Raw genomic sequence first — 16,899 nt, forward strand, 5'->3', positions numbered from 1 at the left:
AAAGATCATGAAAACAAGAATAGTTATACCATTTCTAATTTTAATATTTGGATTCACATCTTCTTGTATGAAAGAAGATATCAATCCAGCTGAGGGAATTCCAAATCCTATAGCAGCACTTCCGGTAGTGCATCAGGTGTTCAAAGGAGATCCAATGCCATTGAATGCAGAAGTTCTTTCTGGGGCAAGGTTTACTCAAGGTTATGTGATTTCTGACCAAGAGTCAGGAAACATTCCTTCCAACCAAATTGTAGTTGAATTCAACTGGAGGGGTTTGAATAGAGGTCTTGTATTGTTCTTAGACGACGACTTGGCATCTTCATATACTACAGGCGACTTTCTTCAATTGGATTTGACAAATACTGTGATCGAGAGGGTAAACGGCTCTTTGGGAATTACAGGTTTGTCTCAAGACAAAATCCAAAAGTTGGAGGATTCAAATAATTTAGAAGCAGCCTCTGTAGATATCGCAAGACTGAAAGCGAATTTTCAAAGTTTTGAAAACACTTTGGTGATGGTTACCGCAGACTTGTTGGATTTCCCTGCCGGTGGATTGACATTGTCTGGAAGAAATTACATCATCGATGGAAGTGGTGATAGTATAGCCATCTATACTGATCCAAATGCAGACTTCGGCAATGTTAGATTGGCCCCAAGTGCAGGTTTTAGGGGGATTGCTTATCAAACTGAGGATGGAATAGAAATCAGGATGAGAAATGCCAATGATTTGATTGACCCAAGTGGCCCTATCTATGCCAATTATCCTGAAGATTTCGAATTTCCTGAGGCGAGTGTTAAGCCAAGCTACAATATGGTGGCTACCAACAATTTGGTTGACTTGAAAACAGGAGAATGGAGGTTGTTTTATTCGATATTGGGTGATATTGCCAATAGAGACAGATATGTAAGTGGAAGTCAAGCGGTCAGAATGCAGCAGAATCTGAACTTTCCTATTTTCTTGGAAATGAATTATGATTTACCAAATGGCGCATCAAAAGTAACATTCTGGTACGGTTCCTACTTCAACGATCAAAGCTGTACGTTCCAATTGGAATTTTCCACCGATCAAGGCGAAACATGGGAGATCATCGGTGAACCGATTTCTGATGCACACACATTTGCTTCCAGCCCTATAGCAAAACAAGCATCATTTCTTGTTGATATTCAAGAACCTGTGAGATTTAGAATCAATAAGCTAGGACTTGGCCCAAGCAATGGGTCAACAGTTAGAAATGGCAGGTTGGGTATTGATGATTTTGCAGTATATCAAAGTTACTAATCAATAAAATTATAAAAAGATGAAAAAAATCATCAGTAGTATTATTATAACCCTGTTTGTTGGCAATATTTCCGCTCAACAAATGGCAAAGGGAATCATTTATGAAGACCTGAATGGCAATGGCAAAAAAGACCGAAATGAAAAAGGAATCTCAGGTGTGGGTGTTTCAAATGGTACAGATGTAATTGCTACAAATGAAAAAGGTGAATATAGCTTAGAAATAAATGATGGAGAGTTGATTTTTGTAATCAAGCCATCAGGTTATTCTTTGCCATTGAATGAGTTTAATTTCCCAAAACACTATTACATCCATAAACCTACAGGTTCACCAGAGCTTAAATACAAAGGTTCAGAGCCAACAGGTAACTTGCCAAAATCCATAGATTTTGGCCTTCAAAAAGCTACAGAAAATAAAAAATTTACCAGTTTGGTTTTCGGTGACCCACAGCCATACAACCTTGAAGAGGTAGGCTATTTCGAAAAAGCTGTGGTAGAGCATGTCAAAGGAATAGAAGGTGTTGAGTTTGGAATTTCTTTGGGAGATTTGGTTGGCGATGACTTAAGCTTGTTTCCTGCTTATTCTGAAGTCATGGCAAAAATTGGTATTCCATGGTACAATATCATGGGAAATCATGATCAAAACTATGATGTAGATGATGATAAATTGACTGACGAGACATTTGAAGCACATTTTGGTCCAGCTACATCTTCTTTCAATTATGCTGACGTTCATGTGATTTTGCTGGAAAATATACTTTATCCTGATCCTAGAGATGGAGTTGGTTATTGGGGTGGATTCCGAGAAGATCAACTCACATTTATTGAAAATGACCTGAAATTGGTTCCAAAAGACAAATTGATCATATTGGCTATGCATATTCCTTTGTTTGAAGAAGGTGATTCATTTAGGGATGCAGATAGGGAAAAACTATTCGAATTGCTAGCTGAGTATCCTAATACATTGTCCTTTTCAGCCCATACCCATTACCAAAGACAGGATTTCTTTGGAAAAGATGATGGCTGGAAGCAAGAAAAACCACATCACCACTACAATGTAGGAACTCCTTCTGGAGATTGGTACAAAGGTATTTTGGATGAAAAAGGATATCCAGTTTCCACTATGAGAGACGGAACACCCAAAGGATACGTTTTCTTGGATATTTATGGAAATCAATACAAAACAAGATACCAAGTTGCAGGTAAATCATCAGAATATCAAATTGAAGTATTCACCCCAAAAGTAATTGAGCAAGGAAAAAGAACAACCTCAGGCATTTACGTCAATTTCTTTGTGGGGACGGAAGGCAATGATGTTAAATACCGAATCAACGATGGGAAGTGGACTAAAATGAATTATCTGGAAGATTACGATCCAAAGTATCTTGTTGATTTGTTACAATGGGATATTTCTGAGGAACTTCTTGATGGAAGAAGACCTTCCCTGCCACAGAAAAGTATGCATCTTTGGAGAGCCAATATTCCCAATAACCTGCCAGTAGGAAAGCATACCGTTGAAGTGGAAGCAATAGATATGTATGGACAAAAACATGTTTCCAAAACTGAGATGGAAGTAAGAAAAAAATAATTAACTAGGGCATCTTTTTTGAAAAAGTCACTTCATTTTGGGGTGACTTTTTTTTGTGAAATTTTTATAGTTGATAAACAAAATCACAAATTGCAAATAAAACACCTTGGTTTTCTCTTTTAAAAAGACAGGAAATTATCGAAAATATCTTCGACACTTTCATAGATCAAATTTAAATCACAAATCTACTATGGGGCATAGCCCTAAAATCTTCGTAGAAATTATAAAATGCACATATTCCCTTGAGGGGCGTAGCCCTGATTTCTTAAATACAGCAAATAAAGAATGCAGGGCTACGACCTTTTCCTCTGGTCTAATTCATTCATTTGCTACGAAGAGCAGTGGGCTCTGCCCCCATAAATTGATTTACAATTTTTCATTCAGAATTTGACTTACACTTTATCAAAGATGGCATAAAAAACGCCTTGGTTTTCTCTTTTTAAAAGACAGGAAATTATCGAAAATATCTTCGACACTTTCATAGATCAAATTTAAATCACAAATCTACTATGGGGCATAGCCCTAAAATCTTCGTAGAAATTATAATATGTACATGTTCCCTTGAGGGGCGTAGCCCTGATTTCTTAAATACAAATAATAAAGATTGCAGGGCTACGCCCCTTGCCTTTGGTCTAATTCATTCATTTGCTACGAAGAGCAGTGGGCTCTGCCCCCATAAATTGATTTACAATTTTTCATTCAGAATTTGACTTACACTTTATCACAGATTCCAAATAAAACACCTTGGTTTTCTTTTTTAAAAGACAGGAAATTATCGAATATATCTACGCCACTTTCATAGAGCAAATTTAAATCACAAATCTACTATGGGGCATAGCCCTAAAATCTTCGTAGAAATTATAATATACACATATTCCCTTGAGGGGCGTAGCCCTGATTTCTTGAATACGACAAATAAAAAATGCAGGGCTACGACCTTTTCCTCTGGTCTAATTCATTTATTTGCTACGAAGAGCAGTGGCCTCTGCCCCCATAAATTGATTTACACTTTTTCATTCAGAATTTGACTTACACTTTATCAAAGATGGCATAAAAAACGCCTTGGTTTTCTCTTTTTAAAAGACAGAAAATTATCGAATATATCTACGCCACTTTCATAGATCAAATTTAAATCACAAATCTACTATGGGGCATAGCCCTAAAATCTTCGTAGAAATTATAATATGTACATGTTCCCTTGAGGGGCGTAGCCCTGATTTCTTAAATACAAATAATAAAGATTGCAGGGCTACGCCCCTTGCCTTTGGTCTAATTCATTTATTTGCTACGAAGAGCAGTGGGCTCTGCCCCCATAAATTGATTTACAATTTTTCATTCAGAATTTGACTTACACTTTATCACAGATTCCAAATAAAACACCTTAGTTTTCTCTTTTAAAAAGACAGGAAATTATCGAAAATATCTTCGCCACTTTCATAGATCAAATTTAAATCACAAATCTACTATGGGGCATAGCCCTAAAATCTTCGTAGAAATTATAATATGTACATGTTCCCTTGAGGGGCGTAGCCCTGATTTCTTAAATACAAATAATAAAGATTGCAGGGCTACGCCCCTTTCCTCTGGTCTAATTCATTCATTTGCTACGAAGAGCAGTGGGCTCTGCCCCCATAAATTGATTTACAATTTTTCATTCAGAATTTGACTTACACTTTATCAAAGATGGCATAAAAAACACCTTGGTTTTCTCTTTTAAAAAGACAGGAAATTATCGAAAATATCTTCGCCACTTTCATAGATCAAATTTAAATCACAAATCTACTATGGGGCATAGCCTTAAAATCTTCGTAGAAATTATAAAATGCACATATTCCCTTGAGGGGCGTAGCCCTGATTTCTTAAATACAAATAATAAAGATTGCAGGGCTACGCCCCTTTCCTCTTACCTTTATAGCAATTTTCTCAAAAAATTGAATACCAAACCAAACTATCCTTTGTTCATCATGAAATATGCTTTAAATTGGAGTTTTTAAAACTAAAAGAAATGGGTTTGAAAATACTTGTTATTGATATAGGAGGAACTAACATTAAGGTTAGAGTTAATAATGGTGAAGAAAGACGTAAAATTCCATCAGGCAGTTTTATGACACCTCAAAACATGGTCAATGAAGTATTGAAAAATACTGAAGACTGGGAATATGAAGTGATTTCAATTGGTTTTCCTGGGGTTATCAAAGAAGGTAAAATCACCTCAGAACCAAAAAACCTAGGCCATGGATGGGTTGGATTTGATTACGAGTCAGCTTTGGGGAAGCCAATCAAAATCATGAATGATGCTGCCATGCAAGCCTTAGGTTCTTATGAATCTGGAGTGATGCTTTTTCTTGGATTGGGAACTGGTTTGGGATCTGCCATCGTAAGCCATGGACATGTAGTCCCAATGGAATTGGCACATCTGTCATATAAAAAGGGCGTTTTTGAAGACTATCTTGGCAAAAAAGGCTTTAAAGGTCTAGGGGTCGGAAAATGGACAAAGCATGTGAATGCAGTAGTAAGAAGATTTACGATTGCCTTTATTCCCGACGACATAGTCCTAGGTGGAGGAAACTCCAAACACCTCACCAAATTACCACCTAAATGCAGATTGGGAAACAATCATATGGCTTTTGACGGTGGATTGAAAATGTGGGAAAACCAATAAATTCAATACTCATTATTGACAGCTTCAATTTTAAACATTGTCCGAAACGCTAAAAGTATTGTTCGGAATTGAGACAGTTATAAATGCAAAAAGGCTCTACCATTTAAAATAGAGTCTTTTTTTATGCTGGTACTTTTTTTGAACCAAAGAATCTAAAATGTAATTATGATCAGTTTCCTACTTTGGTGCATCCTGTTTCTTTTATGTTGGCCAATCGCTATACTGGCTTTGTTTTTATACCCAATATTTTGGCTGATCCTACTCCCGTTTCGATTATTGGGATTTGCGGTAGATTTATCTTTCTCAATAGTAAAGAACATTTTTATGCTACCTTTTACTATTCTAGGAGTAAGGAGATAAATTCAATTTTACTTAGGCAATTCTGGCCTTGTCATCCTAAAGTTAGGTGCAGAGATCGAATGAAGAAATGTAACGATTTGTACATTAAACTAGTCGGACTTTGGGAGGTTTTACCAATCTCCACTCCTATTTTTCTTCTTTTCAGAATTTGCTTTCTTGGCTTTTAGCCTACTTTCTATTGCTCCTTTACTCGGTTTGGTAGCTTTACGAACTTTCTTTTTTTCAAATGCCTTATGCAATGAATCATAGAATTTCCTAATGGCAATTTCCTTATTCTGGATTTGAGAGCGTTTCTCCTGACTTTGGAACATTATTTTCCCTGTTGCATCCAACTTAGATGACCACTTTACTTTCAAAATTTCTTTTTCCTCTTCTGACAATACCTGTGACGCATTGACATCAAAAAACAACTGTATTTTGGAATTCACTTTATTCACATTCTGCCCTCCAGGTCCACTACTCCGAGATGCCTGAAACTCAAATTCTGAATTGAATTGCTGTAATTTAATTTTTTTATTTATATGCATTTTTTACCTTTTTCATTTTAAGGAAAATTCGTTAACATTTAAAAAGCTTTTCTAATTAATCCTTATGTATTTCTTTTCTTAGCATTAGCCACATACAATGCGACTATTCTTTAATTGAGTTATAAATTTAAATATTTAAATCCGATCAATTTTAAAATTCATGTCTTTTGAGCAATATTTGAATTATGATAGAAATCCACCCTGCCTCAGAAAATCAGTTGGTTGAGGTTCAAAAAATAGCCTACGCAACTTGGCCTGAAACATTTAGTAATATTTTGACTCCTGTTCAGATTGATTATATGCTAGATCAGATGTATGATCTAGATGCTCTAAAGTCTCAAATCAAATTAAAAAAACATACTTTTTTACTTGCCAAAGAAGGGGAAGAAACTTTGGGATTTTGCAGTTTTGAGTTGAATTGTGAAGGTAGTAATAGCGTAAAAATCCATAAAATCTATATCCTTCCGAATACTCAAGGAAAAGGAATTGGTAAAAAGCTATTGTACGAAGTCCAAAAAATCGCAGTCCAAAACGGCTTTAAATCAATCTACCTTAATGTAAATCGATTCAACAAGCAGGCAATAGAATTCTATCTATATGTCGGGTTCAAGGAGATAAAAAAAGAAGTGATAGATATAGGAAATGGATTTGTAATGGATGATCTTGTTTTGGAATTAACATTTTGAATTCCCAAAAGCTAAAGTATTCACTGTGAGTTTTTATAAAATTATTGACAATTAAAACATTTACATTCACAAACCGGTTAAGTCCAGAATCTTTACTTTTACTTTTGAACTCACCAAACAAATGCAAAATTTCAAAAATCATACACGCTTTTACCCATTACATCATTTCATAATCACACCTTTGACCCTTACATTATTTATTTGGTCAATTGTAAGGTTAATTCAATCATTTAATTCGGACTTTTTTGGGATAGCCTTATTTCATTTTCTTGGAGCATTGATACTCCTTATCTTACCGTTATTAGCAAGAATTTATGCTTTAAAAAACCAAGATAGAATTATCAGAATGGAGATGCGTCAAAGATATTTCGAATTAACAGGTAAATCCCTTCGCGCTTTGGAAGATAAATTAAGATTGTCCCAAATTATAGCACTGAGATTTGCCTCTGATGAAGAATTGATTCCTTTGATAAACAATACACTAGAAAAAGATCTAAGGGCAAAGGAAATCAAAAAGCTTATAAAAAATTGGCAAGCTGATCAAAGACGTGTATGAATAAAAACAGCTCTTTCTAAACAAGAAAGAGCTGTTTGAAAATATAAACCAAAATTATTTCAAATTACACACCGCTGTAAGCACTAAACCCACCGTCGATAGGTACTACAATTCCTGTTACAAAAGATGAACCTTCGCCCACTAGCCAAAGCAATGTAGTGTTTAAATCTTCCGGCTTGCCAAATCTCCCTAATGGTGTATGGTCTATGACTTGATTTCCCCTTGCTGTCAAAGTTCCATCTTCATTTGTTAACAATGTCCGGTTTTGCTCCGTTAAGAAAAATCCAGGAGCTAAAGCATTTACCCTGATTCCCATTTTTGAAAAATGAACCGCCAACCATTGTGTGAAATTGGAAATCGCTGCTTTTGCTCCACTATATGCTGGGATCTTGGTCAAAGGCGTAAATGCATTCATAGAGGATACATTGATAACTGAGCAACCCGATTTGCCAACCATATCTCTTGCAAAAACCTGAGTTGGCAAGAGTGATCCAATGAAGTTAAGGTCAAAGACAAACTTGATTCCTTCTGGATCCAAATCAAAAAAGGTCTTCAGATCTTCTTGATCCAAATCTCCTTCCTCCAAAAAAGGCTTTGCTGTAGTTCCCATTGGATGATTACCTCCTGCACCATTGAGCAAAATATCACAAGGCCCTAATTTTTTATTCACTTCTGAATGGGCTGCCAAAAGACTTTCTTTTTGGAGAACATTGGCTTTTACACCAATAGCATTTGCTCCATCATTCCTTAATGATTCTGCTACTTCTTCTGCTTTTTCTAAGTTCAAATCCAAAATAGCAATCATGGCTCCTTCGCTAGCTAAAGCTTTTGCTAATACACCACAAAGTACACCACCACCACCTGTAACTACTGCAACTTTTCCTTTGAGGGATTGAGTCAGTTTATTCATAATTCGCCTTTTATTTATATATAATGACAGCAATTTGAAGATTATACCAAAAAGAGACAAATCAACCGAATAAAAAATACGCAAACGATTTCATTGCAATTTCAAAAAGTACTCTTGAACTGAAATTCTCGCAAACGATTTCGTAAATTAAAGCTTTTCAAGTCTGTTTTTACAGCATATTTCTCAATATTGAACCATGAAAAAAATGAGAACTCAAAATAAAATGAAAAAATTGAAAACATTAGCGCTTTTATTTACACTTGCTTTGGGATTTTCTTCCTGCAATTCTGAAAATACAGAACAAACAGATGGCAAATGGAGAGACCTTTTTGACGGTAAGACTTTAGATGGCTGGAAAACAGTAATGGGAGCAGCTACATTTGAAGTAGAGGATGGAGTCATCATCGGGACGGCTGTACATAATACACCGAATACTTTTCTTATCACAGATGAGACATTTGGAGATTATATCATGGAGGTTGATATTAAGATCAATCATCCATCTTCCAATTCTGGTGTAATGGTACGCGGTCAGTTTAATCAGTCTGCGCGAGAAGGCGAAGGCATGGTATATGGATATCAAATAGAATCTGATCCTACCGACAGAGCTTGGTCAGGAGGACTATATGACGAAGCAAGAAGAGGCTGGTTGTACCCGTTGGACCTTAATCCAGCTGCAAAATCTGCTTTCAAAATGGGTGAATGGAATACCTATAGAATTGAGGCAATCGGAAATGAAATCAAATCTTGGATCAATGGTCAAGAGGTAGCCTATGTGGTGGATGATATGGATAAAAGTGGTTTTGTAGGTTTACAGGTTCACGCTATTTATGATGAAGCCCATGTGGGCGAAAAAACCTATTTCAGAAATGTGAGAATTCAAACTGAAGACTTGGAGCCAATGCCATTTGAAGGTGATGTTTTTGTGGTCAACACTGGGTATAACAAATTGACTAATTTTGAAAAAGAGAAAGGCTGGAAGTTGCTTTTTGATGGTGAAAGTTCAGAAGGATGGGTTGGCGCCTATAAAGAAACTTTTCCAGAAGAAGGTTGGAATATCAATGATGGAGTTCTTACAATACAAGGAACAGACGGGTCTGAGTCAACAAATTTTGGGGATATTGTAAGCAAAGAAATGTTCAGTGCATTTGATCTCGCATTTGATTTTAAAATCTCAGAAGGTGCAAATAGTGGGGTCAAATATTTTGTGACGCTATCGGAAGGAAACACAGGATCTGCTATTGGATTGGAATATCAGATATTGGATGATGAAAGACATCCTGATGCAAAAAATGGACGTGATGGAAATAGAACACTTGCATCATTATATGATCTCAAAACTGCTGAAAAACAAGCAAGGTTCGTTCGCAAACCAGGAGAATGGAATCAGGGAAGAGTAGTCGTACATCCTGACAACAAAGTTCAGCATTTCATCAATGGAGTCAAGGTATTAGAATATGTAAGAGGATCTGAGGAGTTTAGGGAATTGGTTCAAAAAAGCAAGTACAACATATGGGAGAATTTTGGTGAGGCAGCTGAAGGAAGAATCCTTCTGCAGGATCATGGTGACGAAGTGAGTTTCAAAAACATCAAAATCAAAACCCTAAAATAAACCCTAGACCTATGACTAATAAATCATCATCTCGAAGAGATTTTATCAAGAAAACTACCCTCCTATCGGCAGGAATTTCCTCTCTTGGTTCTTTGGGTTTCTCAGCCAAAAGCTATGGAAATATACTTGGAGCAAATGATCGGATAAATGTTGCGGTAATTGGATTGGGAAGAAGGTTGGAAGCGTTTATTCCTCCATTGACCGATGGAAAAAACAACGTGACCATAGGCTATTTATGCGATGTGATGAAATCACAAAGAGAAAATGCTGCTGCCATATTTGCTAAGAAACTGGACTATTCACCCAAGTTAGAAAACAGTTTTTTTAAAGTAATTGAAGATAAAAGTGTAGATGCTGTCATCAATGCAACACCTGACCATTGGCATGCACCTGGCACATGGTTGGCTTTGGAAGCAGGAAAAAATGTCTATGTAGAAAAACCATGTAGCCACAATCCAAGAGAAGGTGAATTGCTCGTAGAATATCAGAAAAAATATGGAAAGGTGGTTCAAATGGGCAACCAACAGCGATCGTCTGACCATACTATTGAGATCATCAAAGCTATTCATGACGGCACGATCGGGACTCCATATATGGCTACTGCTTTTTATAACAATGGTAGAGGGAAAGTCCCAAATCCAAGTCCTGCAAGTCCACCCGAAGGTTTGGATTGGGATTTGTATCAAGGCCCTTCACCAAGAAAAGAGTACATGCATAATACATGGGATTATAACTGGCATTGGTATGGCTGGGATTTTGGTACAGCCGAGACTGGTAATAACGCCACTCACGAACTCGATGTAGCTAGATGGGCATTGAAAGTTGATTTCCCAAATCATGTTGCGGTTGATTCTGATAAATATCATTTTCCAGAAGATGGATGGGAAATGTATGATACCATGCTGGCGACTTTCAAATTTGACAATAACAAAACCATAGTCTGGGATGGGAAAAGCAGAAATAACTACAACATGTATGGTGGTGGTCGAGGTACGGTAATCTTTGGCACAAATGGGTCTGTGTTTGTTGATAGAGAGCATTACCGGCTATTTGATGTCAGCGGAAAATTGATCAAAGAAGTGAAATCATCAGGCACCGAAGGCAGCACAGGTCTAGGTGGTGGCGGAGATATGAGCACACACCATGTTGTCAACTTCTTCGATGCCATTAGAGGAAAGGGAATTCAGCGATCACCAATTGACGAGGGAGCAAAAAGCAGTTTGTTGTGCCACTTGGCAAATATATCTTCTAGAATTGGTGAGAACTTCGATTGCAATCCAACAAATGGTCATATCTATAATAGAAAAGGAATGGATCTGTGGTCACGCGAATATGAAAAAGGTTGGGAACCAAATATATAATGCTAAACTAACCACTATTCAAAAGACCTTAAAAATCGAACTCTTCGATTTTTAAGGTCTTTGCTTTTCAAATTCATTTTTTTTGCTTTAACTAGATTTTCAACAATCAATTAAAAAAGATTTACCTTGAACTCTCCCTTTCTGTAAAAACTGATGGAATAGTGACGATCTTGTCTTCAAGGTCTGGTTGACCTTTTTTTGTCAGCCTCTTCATCAATAGATTCGCACATTCTACCCCTATTTCTATCGCTGGTTGTGATATAGTAGACAATGGCGGACACAGCAAATCCGCAATTTTCATATTCGAAAAACTTACCATTCTAACTTGCTCTGGCATTTTGATATTTGTTTTTGCGAGTGCTCTATAAGTGGCCAAAGCAAGTTTCTCTACAGATGCCAAAACTCCGTCTGGGCGGTCTATTTTGTAAAAAACTTTTTCCAAATGAGCAATATTTTCAATTTCCGAGTGTCCACATGCAACAATCCAACTTTCATCAAACGGCAGATTGTGGCTTTTCAAAGCATCCAAATATCCTCGCATCCTTTCTTTTCCAATTGAAACCTCTTTAGACAAAACCAAGAAAATGATTTTCTTACAACCTTTGTTGATTAAGTGAACCGTTCCTTCATATCCAGCTTGATAATCGTTTGTAATAAGTTTTGTAGTTGGAAAATCATAAGGAATTCTGTCAAAAAACACAATTGGAATAGCTCTATTTTTCAAAACTTTCAAATGTTCTCCTTTCTGATTTTGACCTGAAATTGACATTACAATGGCATCAACCCTTCCTCCAACCAAAAGGGAAAGAATAGTTTTTTCCTGCTCAATATCTTCATTGGAATTATAAACCAACAAATGGTATCCATGCGCTTTTGTCACAGCTTCCATCCCATCTATTACCTGACTAAAAAAATTATTGATCCTTTCTGGAATAATCACACCAATGGTTTTGCTCTTCTGTTCTCTCAAACTTCTCGCATAAGGATTTGGCTGAAAGTTTAGCTCCTTCGCCAAAGCCATCACCTTTTCTTTTGTACCAGAGCTTATTTCATGACTATCATTCAATGCACGTGATACGGTTGAAGGTGCGAGATTGAGTTTTTCTGCCAAATATTTTATCGTAATTTCAGCCATGGCTAAATAAAAGGGTTTATCAATGGTTCAAGGAGTTTCAAATATGATTAAATTTTCGGAAACGATTGCACATAAAATTCCTAAATACAATTCCTTCTCCCCCTTTATTTTGTAAAATTAAACTTTGAACTCATAGTTTTAACAAGAATACATGAATCAATCAATATTTAAAATGGAACAGACTATGCGATGGTATGGTCCAAAGGATCCAGTAAGCCTGCAAGATATACGTCAAGCTGGTGCTACTGGTATCGTGACAGCACTTCATCATATCCCAAATGGCCAAGTTTGGACAAGGGAAGAAATAAGCAATAGAAAAAAAGAAGTTGAAGCAGCAGGATTGGTATGGTCAGTGGTAGAGTCAATTCCCGTCCATGAACAAATCAAAACCAGATCGGGAGATTTTAAAACATACATAGAGAATTATAAGAAAAGTATAGAAAATCTAGCTGCTGAAGGCATTTTCACTGTATGCTATAACTTTATGCCCATATTAGATTGGACCAGGACTAACCTAGCTTATGAACTTCCAAACAAAGCAAAAGCATTGAGGTTTGAAAAGGATGCCATTGTGGCATTTGATGTTTTTATTCTGAAAAGACCAAATGCAGAGAAGGATTATTCTGAAGGAGAAATTAAGCTTGCAGCTGCATACTTAGAAGGTTTGAGTGAAAGTGAAAAAGAACTCATCATTACCAATGTCATCAAAGGACTTCCAGGTTCGGAGGAAGGTTATACATTAGAGCAATTTCAAGCAGCTTTAGACACTTATGACGGGATTAGTCGTAAGGAGTTGGAAGAAAATTTAAGGTTGTTTTTATCGGAGATTGTACCTGTTGCCGAAGAAAACAAAGTTTATCTTGCGATTCATCCTGATGATCCACCATTCAATATTTTTGGATTGCCAAGGGTAATGAGTACATCCAAAGATATCAGAAGACTGATTTCTGATAATCCAAGTCCTTACAACGGTATTACATTTTGTACAGGATCCTATGGAGTGATTGCGGAAAACAATCTACCTGAAATGGTAAAGGAGTTTGGTGAGAGAATACATTTCATACACCTTAGAAGCACCAAACGAGATGAAAATGGAAATTTCCATGAAGATAACCACTTGGAAGGTGATGTGCCAATGGCACGTGTAATTGCAGAATTGATAGAAGTACAGCAAAAACTACAAAAATCAATTCCAATGCGTCCTGATCATGGACATCAAATGTTGGATGATCTCAAAAAGACAACCAATCCAGGATATTCTGCTATTGGAAGATTAAAGGGGCTTGCGGAAATTAGAGGTGTGGAAGAAGGAATCCTTTTTTGTAAGTACTAAATTATGTATATGCGCTACTTTGCCACTAGCCAAACAAACTTTCACCAACAACGGATTTTCATTACTGTTGATTGTTGTGCTTTGACACTCGTACGCCGTGGTGTTGTTGACGATTATTCGCAAAATGATGGTCTGCTTACTTCATTACTGGCAAAGTAGCGATATTCATATACTAAATTGAAATAATACCGTTTACATATAGGCTTTTGGAAAGAGATGATATCTGTTTTATCTTGAACTTCTTAAACCTAAAAAGATAACCATTGAAAAGAAGAAATTTTATCAAAGCAGGAGCTGTTTTGGGAATTGGTGCTACAATACCTGCTTTTTCTATCCATCATCATTTGAACCGTCAATACAATGTAGGTATTTTGGGCTATGGAGATCGTGGTTCAGGGCTTCATAGTGTATTGGAGCAAATGCCCGATAAATTCAAAGTGACGGCTATTTGCGAAACTTTGGATTTTAGGATTCAAAATGCACGAAAGACAAGATTGAACTCGGACATTAAGGTTTTCAAAGACCATAAGGAAATGGCTGCTTCGAAGCATGTGGATATTATATTCATTGCAACACCACTTTCTATGCATTTTGAGCATGCCAAAACAGCCTTGGAAGCTGGTAAGCATATTTATTTGGAAAAGGCAATGACTCATACAGCAGATGATGCTAGAGCATTGATGGAGTTACACAAAAAATTCCCCAAGCAGACAATCCAAGTAGGACACCAATACAGGTATTCCCCACTTTATTTCAAAGTCAAAGATTATATAAAATCCGGATACTTAGGAAAAGTGACTCAAATAGAATCACGGTGGGATAGAAACCACAACTGGAGAAGACATGTTCCAAGTCCAGAGTTGGAAAGACAGGTGAATTGGAGAATGTATGATCAATATTCAGGAGGTTTGGTAGCAGAGCTCCTCTCCCATCAGATGGATTTTGTACACTGGGCTTTTGATACTGTTCCAAGTACAATATATGGTACAGGAGGAATAGACAATTTCAAAGATGGCAGAGAAACATTTGATAACGTACAAGTAGTAGTAAGATATGAAGAGGAAGGAATCATCGGAAACTATGGAGCTACCTGCAGCAATCAATACGAAGGCTATATCTTTAAGATAAAAGGTAGTAAAGGAACCATTTCCTTATTGATGAATGATGGATATTTCTATCCAGAACCTGATCATCTCAAAGAACTTCAGCAAGTAGATGGAGTCTCTGGTGCGACCAAACTTGATTGGTCTGATAATAAATCAGGAATCAAATTGGTAACGGAACCATTGAAAGACGGTACTTACTATGCCTTGGAAGATTTCTATTCGTCTATAGAAAAAGCTGTTGAACCAAATTCAAATGTGATAAATGGTGGCAATACAGCTATTGCAGTAGCTATGGCGAATAAATCTCTGAAAAGTGGCATTCTTCAAAAATGGGAAGGTTGATTTTGGATATTAAAAAAGATGAGATAAACAAAGAGGGAGCAATTGCTCCCTCTTTTCATTTTTAAATCAATTTCCAACATATTGATCCCAGCTCAACTCAGCCTGTGGATGAGGGAATTGGGTGAAAATCGTCCCTCCATCAAATGAAGTTGGGATTTCATTCAGTCTATCATACCTTCTGGCATCAATCCATCGGTGTCCCCAAGGTTCTGCCCAGAGTGAATACCTTCTTTGGTACAAAATTTCATCTATCAAAGCGGCTCTTGTAGTAGCACCTGAATAAACTCCAATACCAGCAGCTTGCCTGATTATATTTATTGCTGCTACAGCATCGGCAAATTGATCCAGATTCGCATGTGCTTCTGCTTTCAATAGAATTAACTCTTCATTTTTAATGAAAGGAATTGCAGCTGTATTTGTAGCCCATCTAGCATCCTGATGTGTTCCAGTCAAAGTACCAGCATCAGTTGAGATGGTAACAGGGTTTGCTCTTTGAAAGAACTTAGACAATCTGTTATCATTAGGAGTAGCATCTTCCAATACAGAAGGGTGTACTACTACAATTGTATTTGTCGCAGCGTTTGGTAAATAAAACAAGGGATTGAAAACATCAGGTGGGCCTGCATATGGATGTGATGGTCCTGTATTTAGATTACCATTCAGATTCATAAATGATCCATTTAGTGCATTCAGGACACCTTGCCAATCATTTCTATAAGCATTTGCTCTAGCCAAAATCGCATTGTTCACCTGTCTTAGGCCAGCAATAGTATTGAACTGGGCAAATCCAGAAGTCAATACAAATGGGAAATTCCCAGTTCCTGCCGCCGAAAACTCTGATTCAGCTTCATCCAAAAGACTTTTTGCGTGGTTCATTGCTTCTGAATAAGAAACAAAAGGACCCGGATTCAATGGATCCGATACATCAATCCTTATTCCGTTGTTATATACAAAATTCGCTGGAATCATAAATTGATACCCTTGGATCATCTTTGCAAAACCATAAACGGCTCTTTTTTCAGTTTCCGTAATAAGCGATGAATTCTGTGCGGCAGATATCAGCACACTCGCTTGGTTGATGGCTTGATAAGGAGCTGCATAAGAACCTCCGCCTGTATTTCCAAAACCGAAATAAGACCTATCAGGTACACGTCCATTTTGGCCTAGCCAATCTGTCTGAAATCTCGGGTCAGAACCATTGAGATACCAAATCTCTCTTCCAAATGTATTCCATGCTTGGGAGACATTTGTGACATAACCACGATGTCTAGATTCCAATCCCGTCAAAACAAATTGTATTTGAGGTTTGGTGGCATTGTTGGACACACTGGAAACCGATGGATTGTTTGGATCCAAAATCTCTTCCACATTTAATGGATTACATCCCCATATACTCAAGCTTAGGAGTAATGAAAGACTAAAATATATTTTACCTTTTTTCATTT

Annotated in this window: 13 protein-coding genes; 9 read left to right on the forward strand and 4 right to left on the reverse strand. The window is 36.9% G+C overall.

Annotation, left to right across the window (positions count from 1 at the left end):
* Positions 1 to 7 precede the first annotated feature (7 nt).
* From MM236_RS02500 to MM236_RS02510, 3 genes are all read left to right on the forward strand, one after another.
* Complete coding sequence (locus MM236_RS02500; protein WP_241273355.1) at positions 8 to 1,279, forward strand: DUF5689 domain-containing protein; 1,272 nt, start codon at positions 8 to 10, stop codon at positions 1,277 to 1,279.
* A gap of 19 nt (positions 1,280 to 1,298) precedes the next feature.
* Entirely contained in the window at positions 1,299 to 2,864 is a 1,566-nt protein-coding gene (locus tag MM236_RS02505; protein WP_241273356.1) for a calcineurin-like phosphoesterase C-terminal domain-containing protein, read from the forward strand.
* A gap of 2,005 nt (positions 2,865 to 4,869) precedes the next feature.
* Positions 4,870 to 5,526, forward strand: a complete 657-nt coding sequence (locus MM236_RS02510) for an ROK family protein (RefSeq protein WP_369415182.1) — start codon at positions 4,870 to 4,872, stop codon at positions 5,524 to 5,526.
* Between the two features lie 470 nt (positions 5,527 to 5,996).
* Here the strand turns inward: MM236_RS02510 and arfB are convergent, their stop codons facing one another.
* On the reverse strand, positions 5,997 to 6,413 hold the full coding sequence (gene arfB, locus MM236_RS02515) for an alternative ribosome rescue aminoacyl-tRNA hydrolase ArfB (protein WP_241273357.1): 417 nt from the start codon (positions 6,411 to 6,413) through the stop codon (positions 5,997 to 5,999).
* 185 nt (positions 6,414 to 6,598) lie between these two features.
* Here arfB and MM236_RS02520 point away from each other — a divergent pair, with 185 nt between their 5' ends.
* Positions 6,599 to 7,099, forward strand: coding sequence for a GNAT family N-acetyltransferase (locus tag MM236_RS02520; RefSeq protein WP_241273358.1), 501 nt, complete (start codon positions 6,599 to 6,601; stop codon positions 7,097 to 7,099).
* A gap of 121 nt (positions 7,100 to 7,220) precedes the next feature.
* On the forward strand, positions 7,221 to 7,655 hold the full coding sequence (locus MM236_RS02525; RefSeq protein ID WP_241273359.1) for a DUF6526 family protein: 435 nt from the start codon (positions 7,221 to 7,223) through the stop codon (positions 7,653 to 7,655).
* 64 nt (positions 7,656 to 7,719) lie between these two features.
* Here the strand turns inward: MM236_RS02525 and MM236_RS02530 are convergent, their stop codons facing one another.
* Complete coding sequence (locus MM236_RS02530) at positions 7,720 to 8,565, reverse strand: SDR family oxidoreductase (protein WP_241273360.1); 846 nt, start codon at positions 8,563 to 8,565, stop codon at positions 7,720 to 7,722.
* Between the two features lie 223 nt (positions 8,566 to 8,788).
* Between MM236_RS02530 and MM236_RS02535 the strand changes: the two genes are divergently transcribed.
* Together MM236_RS02535 and MM236_RS02540 are read left to right on the forward strand one after the other, a co-directional pair.
* Positions 8,789 to 10,177 carry a 3-keto-disaccharide hydrolase gene (locus MM236_RS02535; RefSeq protein WP_241273361.1) on the forward strand — a complete coding sequence of 463 codons (1,389 nt, stop codon included), beginning with the start codon at positions 8,789 to 8,791 and terminating at the stop codon, positions 10,175 to 10,177.
* Between the two features lie 11 nt (positions 10,178 to 10,188).
* The gene (locus MM236_RS02540; protein ID WP_241273362.1) at positions 10,189 to 11,538 is read left to right on the forward strand and encodes a Gfo/Idh/MocA family protein; all 1,350 of its coding nucleotides are present in this window, start codon (positions 10,189 to 10,191) and stop codon (positions 11,536 to 11,538) included.
* A 121-nt stretch (positions 11,539 to 11,659) separates the two neighbouring features.
* Here the strand turns inward: MM236_RS02540 and MM236_RS02545 are convergent, their stop codons facing one another.
* Positions 11,660 to 12,673 carry a LacI family DNA-binding transcriptional regulator gene (locus tag MM236_RS02545; protein WP_241273363.1) on the reverse strand — a complete coding sequence of 338 codons (1,014 nt, stop codon included), beginning with the start codon at positions 12,671 to 12,673 and terminating at the stop codon, positions 11,660 to 11,662.
* A 151-nt stretch (positions 12,674 to 12,824) separates the two neighbouring features.
* Between MM236_RS02545 and uxuA the strand changes: the two genes are divergently transcribed.
* Together uxuA and MM236_RS02555 are read left to right on the forward strand one after the other, a co-directional pair.
* Positions 12,825 to 14,006 (forward strand): mannonate dehydratase, encoded by a 1,182-nt coding sequence (gene uxuA, locus MM236_RS02550; protein ID WP_241273364.1) that lies wholly within the window; start codon positions 12,825 to 12,827, stop codon positions 14,004 to 14,006.
* A 263-nt stretch (positions 14,007 to 14,269) separates the two neighbouring features.
* The gene (locus MM236_RS02555; protein ID WP_241273365.1) at positions 14,270 to 15,454 is read left to right on the forward strand and encodes a Gfo/Idh/MocA family protein; all 1,185 of its coding nucleotides are present in this window, start codon (positions 14,270 to 14,272) and stop codon (positions 15,452 to 15,454) included.
* 66 nt (positions 15,455 to 15,520) lie between these two features.
* Here the strand turns inward: MM236_RS02555 and MM236_RS02560 are convergent, their stop codons facing one another.
* Positions 15,521 to 16,897 (reverse strand): RagB/SusD family nutrient uptake outer membrane protein, encoded by a 1,377-nt coding sequence (locus MM236_RS02560; protein ID WP_241273366.1) that lies wholly within the window; start codon positions 16,895 to 16,897, stop codon positions 15,521 to 15,523.
* Positions 16,898 to 16,899: the final 2 nt, after the last annotated feature.

The organism is Belliella calami, from assembly GCF_022549695.1.
In the GTDB taxonomy this organism is placed as follows: Bacteria; Bacteroidota; Bacteroidia; order Cytophagales; family Cyclobacteriaceae; genus Belliella; species Belliella calami.

Coding starts and splice junctions, on each gene's coding strand:
- MM236_RS02500 (WP_241273355.1), top strand. CDS start 8: ATGAAAACAAGAATAGTTATACCATTTCTAATTTTAATATTTGGATTC.
- MM236_RS02505 (WP_241273356.1), top strand. CDS start 1,299: ATGAAAAAAATCATCAGTAGTATTATTATAACCCTGTTTGTTGGCAAT.
- MM236_RS02510 (WP_369415182.1), top strand. CDS start 4,870: ATGGGTTTGAAAATACTTGTTATTGATATAGGAGGAACTAACATTAAG.
- arfB (WP_241273357.1), bottom strand. CDS start 6,413: ATGCATATAAATAAAAAAATTAAATTACAGCAATTCAATTCAGAATTT.
- MM236_RS02520 (WP_241273358.1), top strand. CDS start 6,599: ATGATAGAAATCCACCCTGCCTCAGAAAATCAGTTGGTTGAGGTTCAA.
- MM236_RS02525 (WP_241273359.1), top strand. CDS start 7,221: ATGCAAAATTTCAAAAATCATACACGCTTTTACCCATTACATCATTTC.
- MM236_RS02530 (WP_241273360.1), bottom strand. CDS start 8,565: ATGAATAAACTGACTCAATCCCTCAAAGGAAAAGTTGCAGTAGTTACA.
- MM236_RS02535 (WP_241273361.1), top strand. CDS start 8,789: ATGAAAAAATTGAAAACATTAGCGCTTTTATTTACACTTGCTTTGGGA.
- MM236_RS02540 (WP_241273362.1), top strand. CDS start 10,189: ATGACTAATAAATCATCATCTCGAAGAGATTTTATCAAGAAAACTACC.
- MM236_RS02545 (WP_241273363.1), bottom strand. CDS start 12,673: ATGGCTGAAATTACGATAAAATATTTGGCAGAAAAACTCAATCTCGCA.
- uxuA (WP_241273364.1), top strand. CDS start 12,825: ATGAATCAATCAATATTTAAAATGGAACAGACTATGCGATGGTATGGT.
- MM236_RS02560 (WP_241273366.1), bottom strand. CDS start 16,897: ATGAAAAAAGGTAAAATATATTTTAGTCTTTCATTACTCCTAAGCTTG.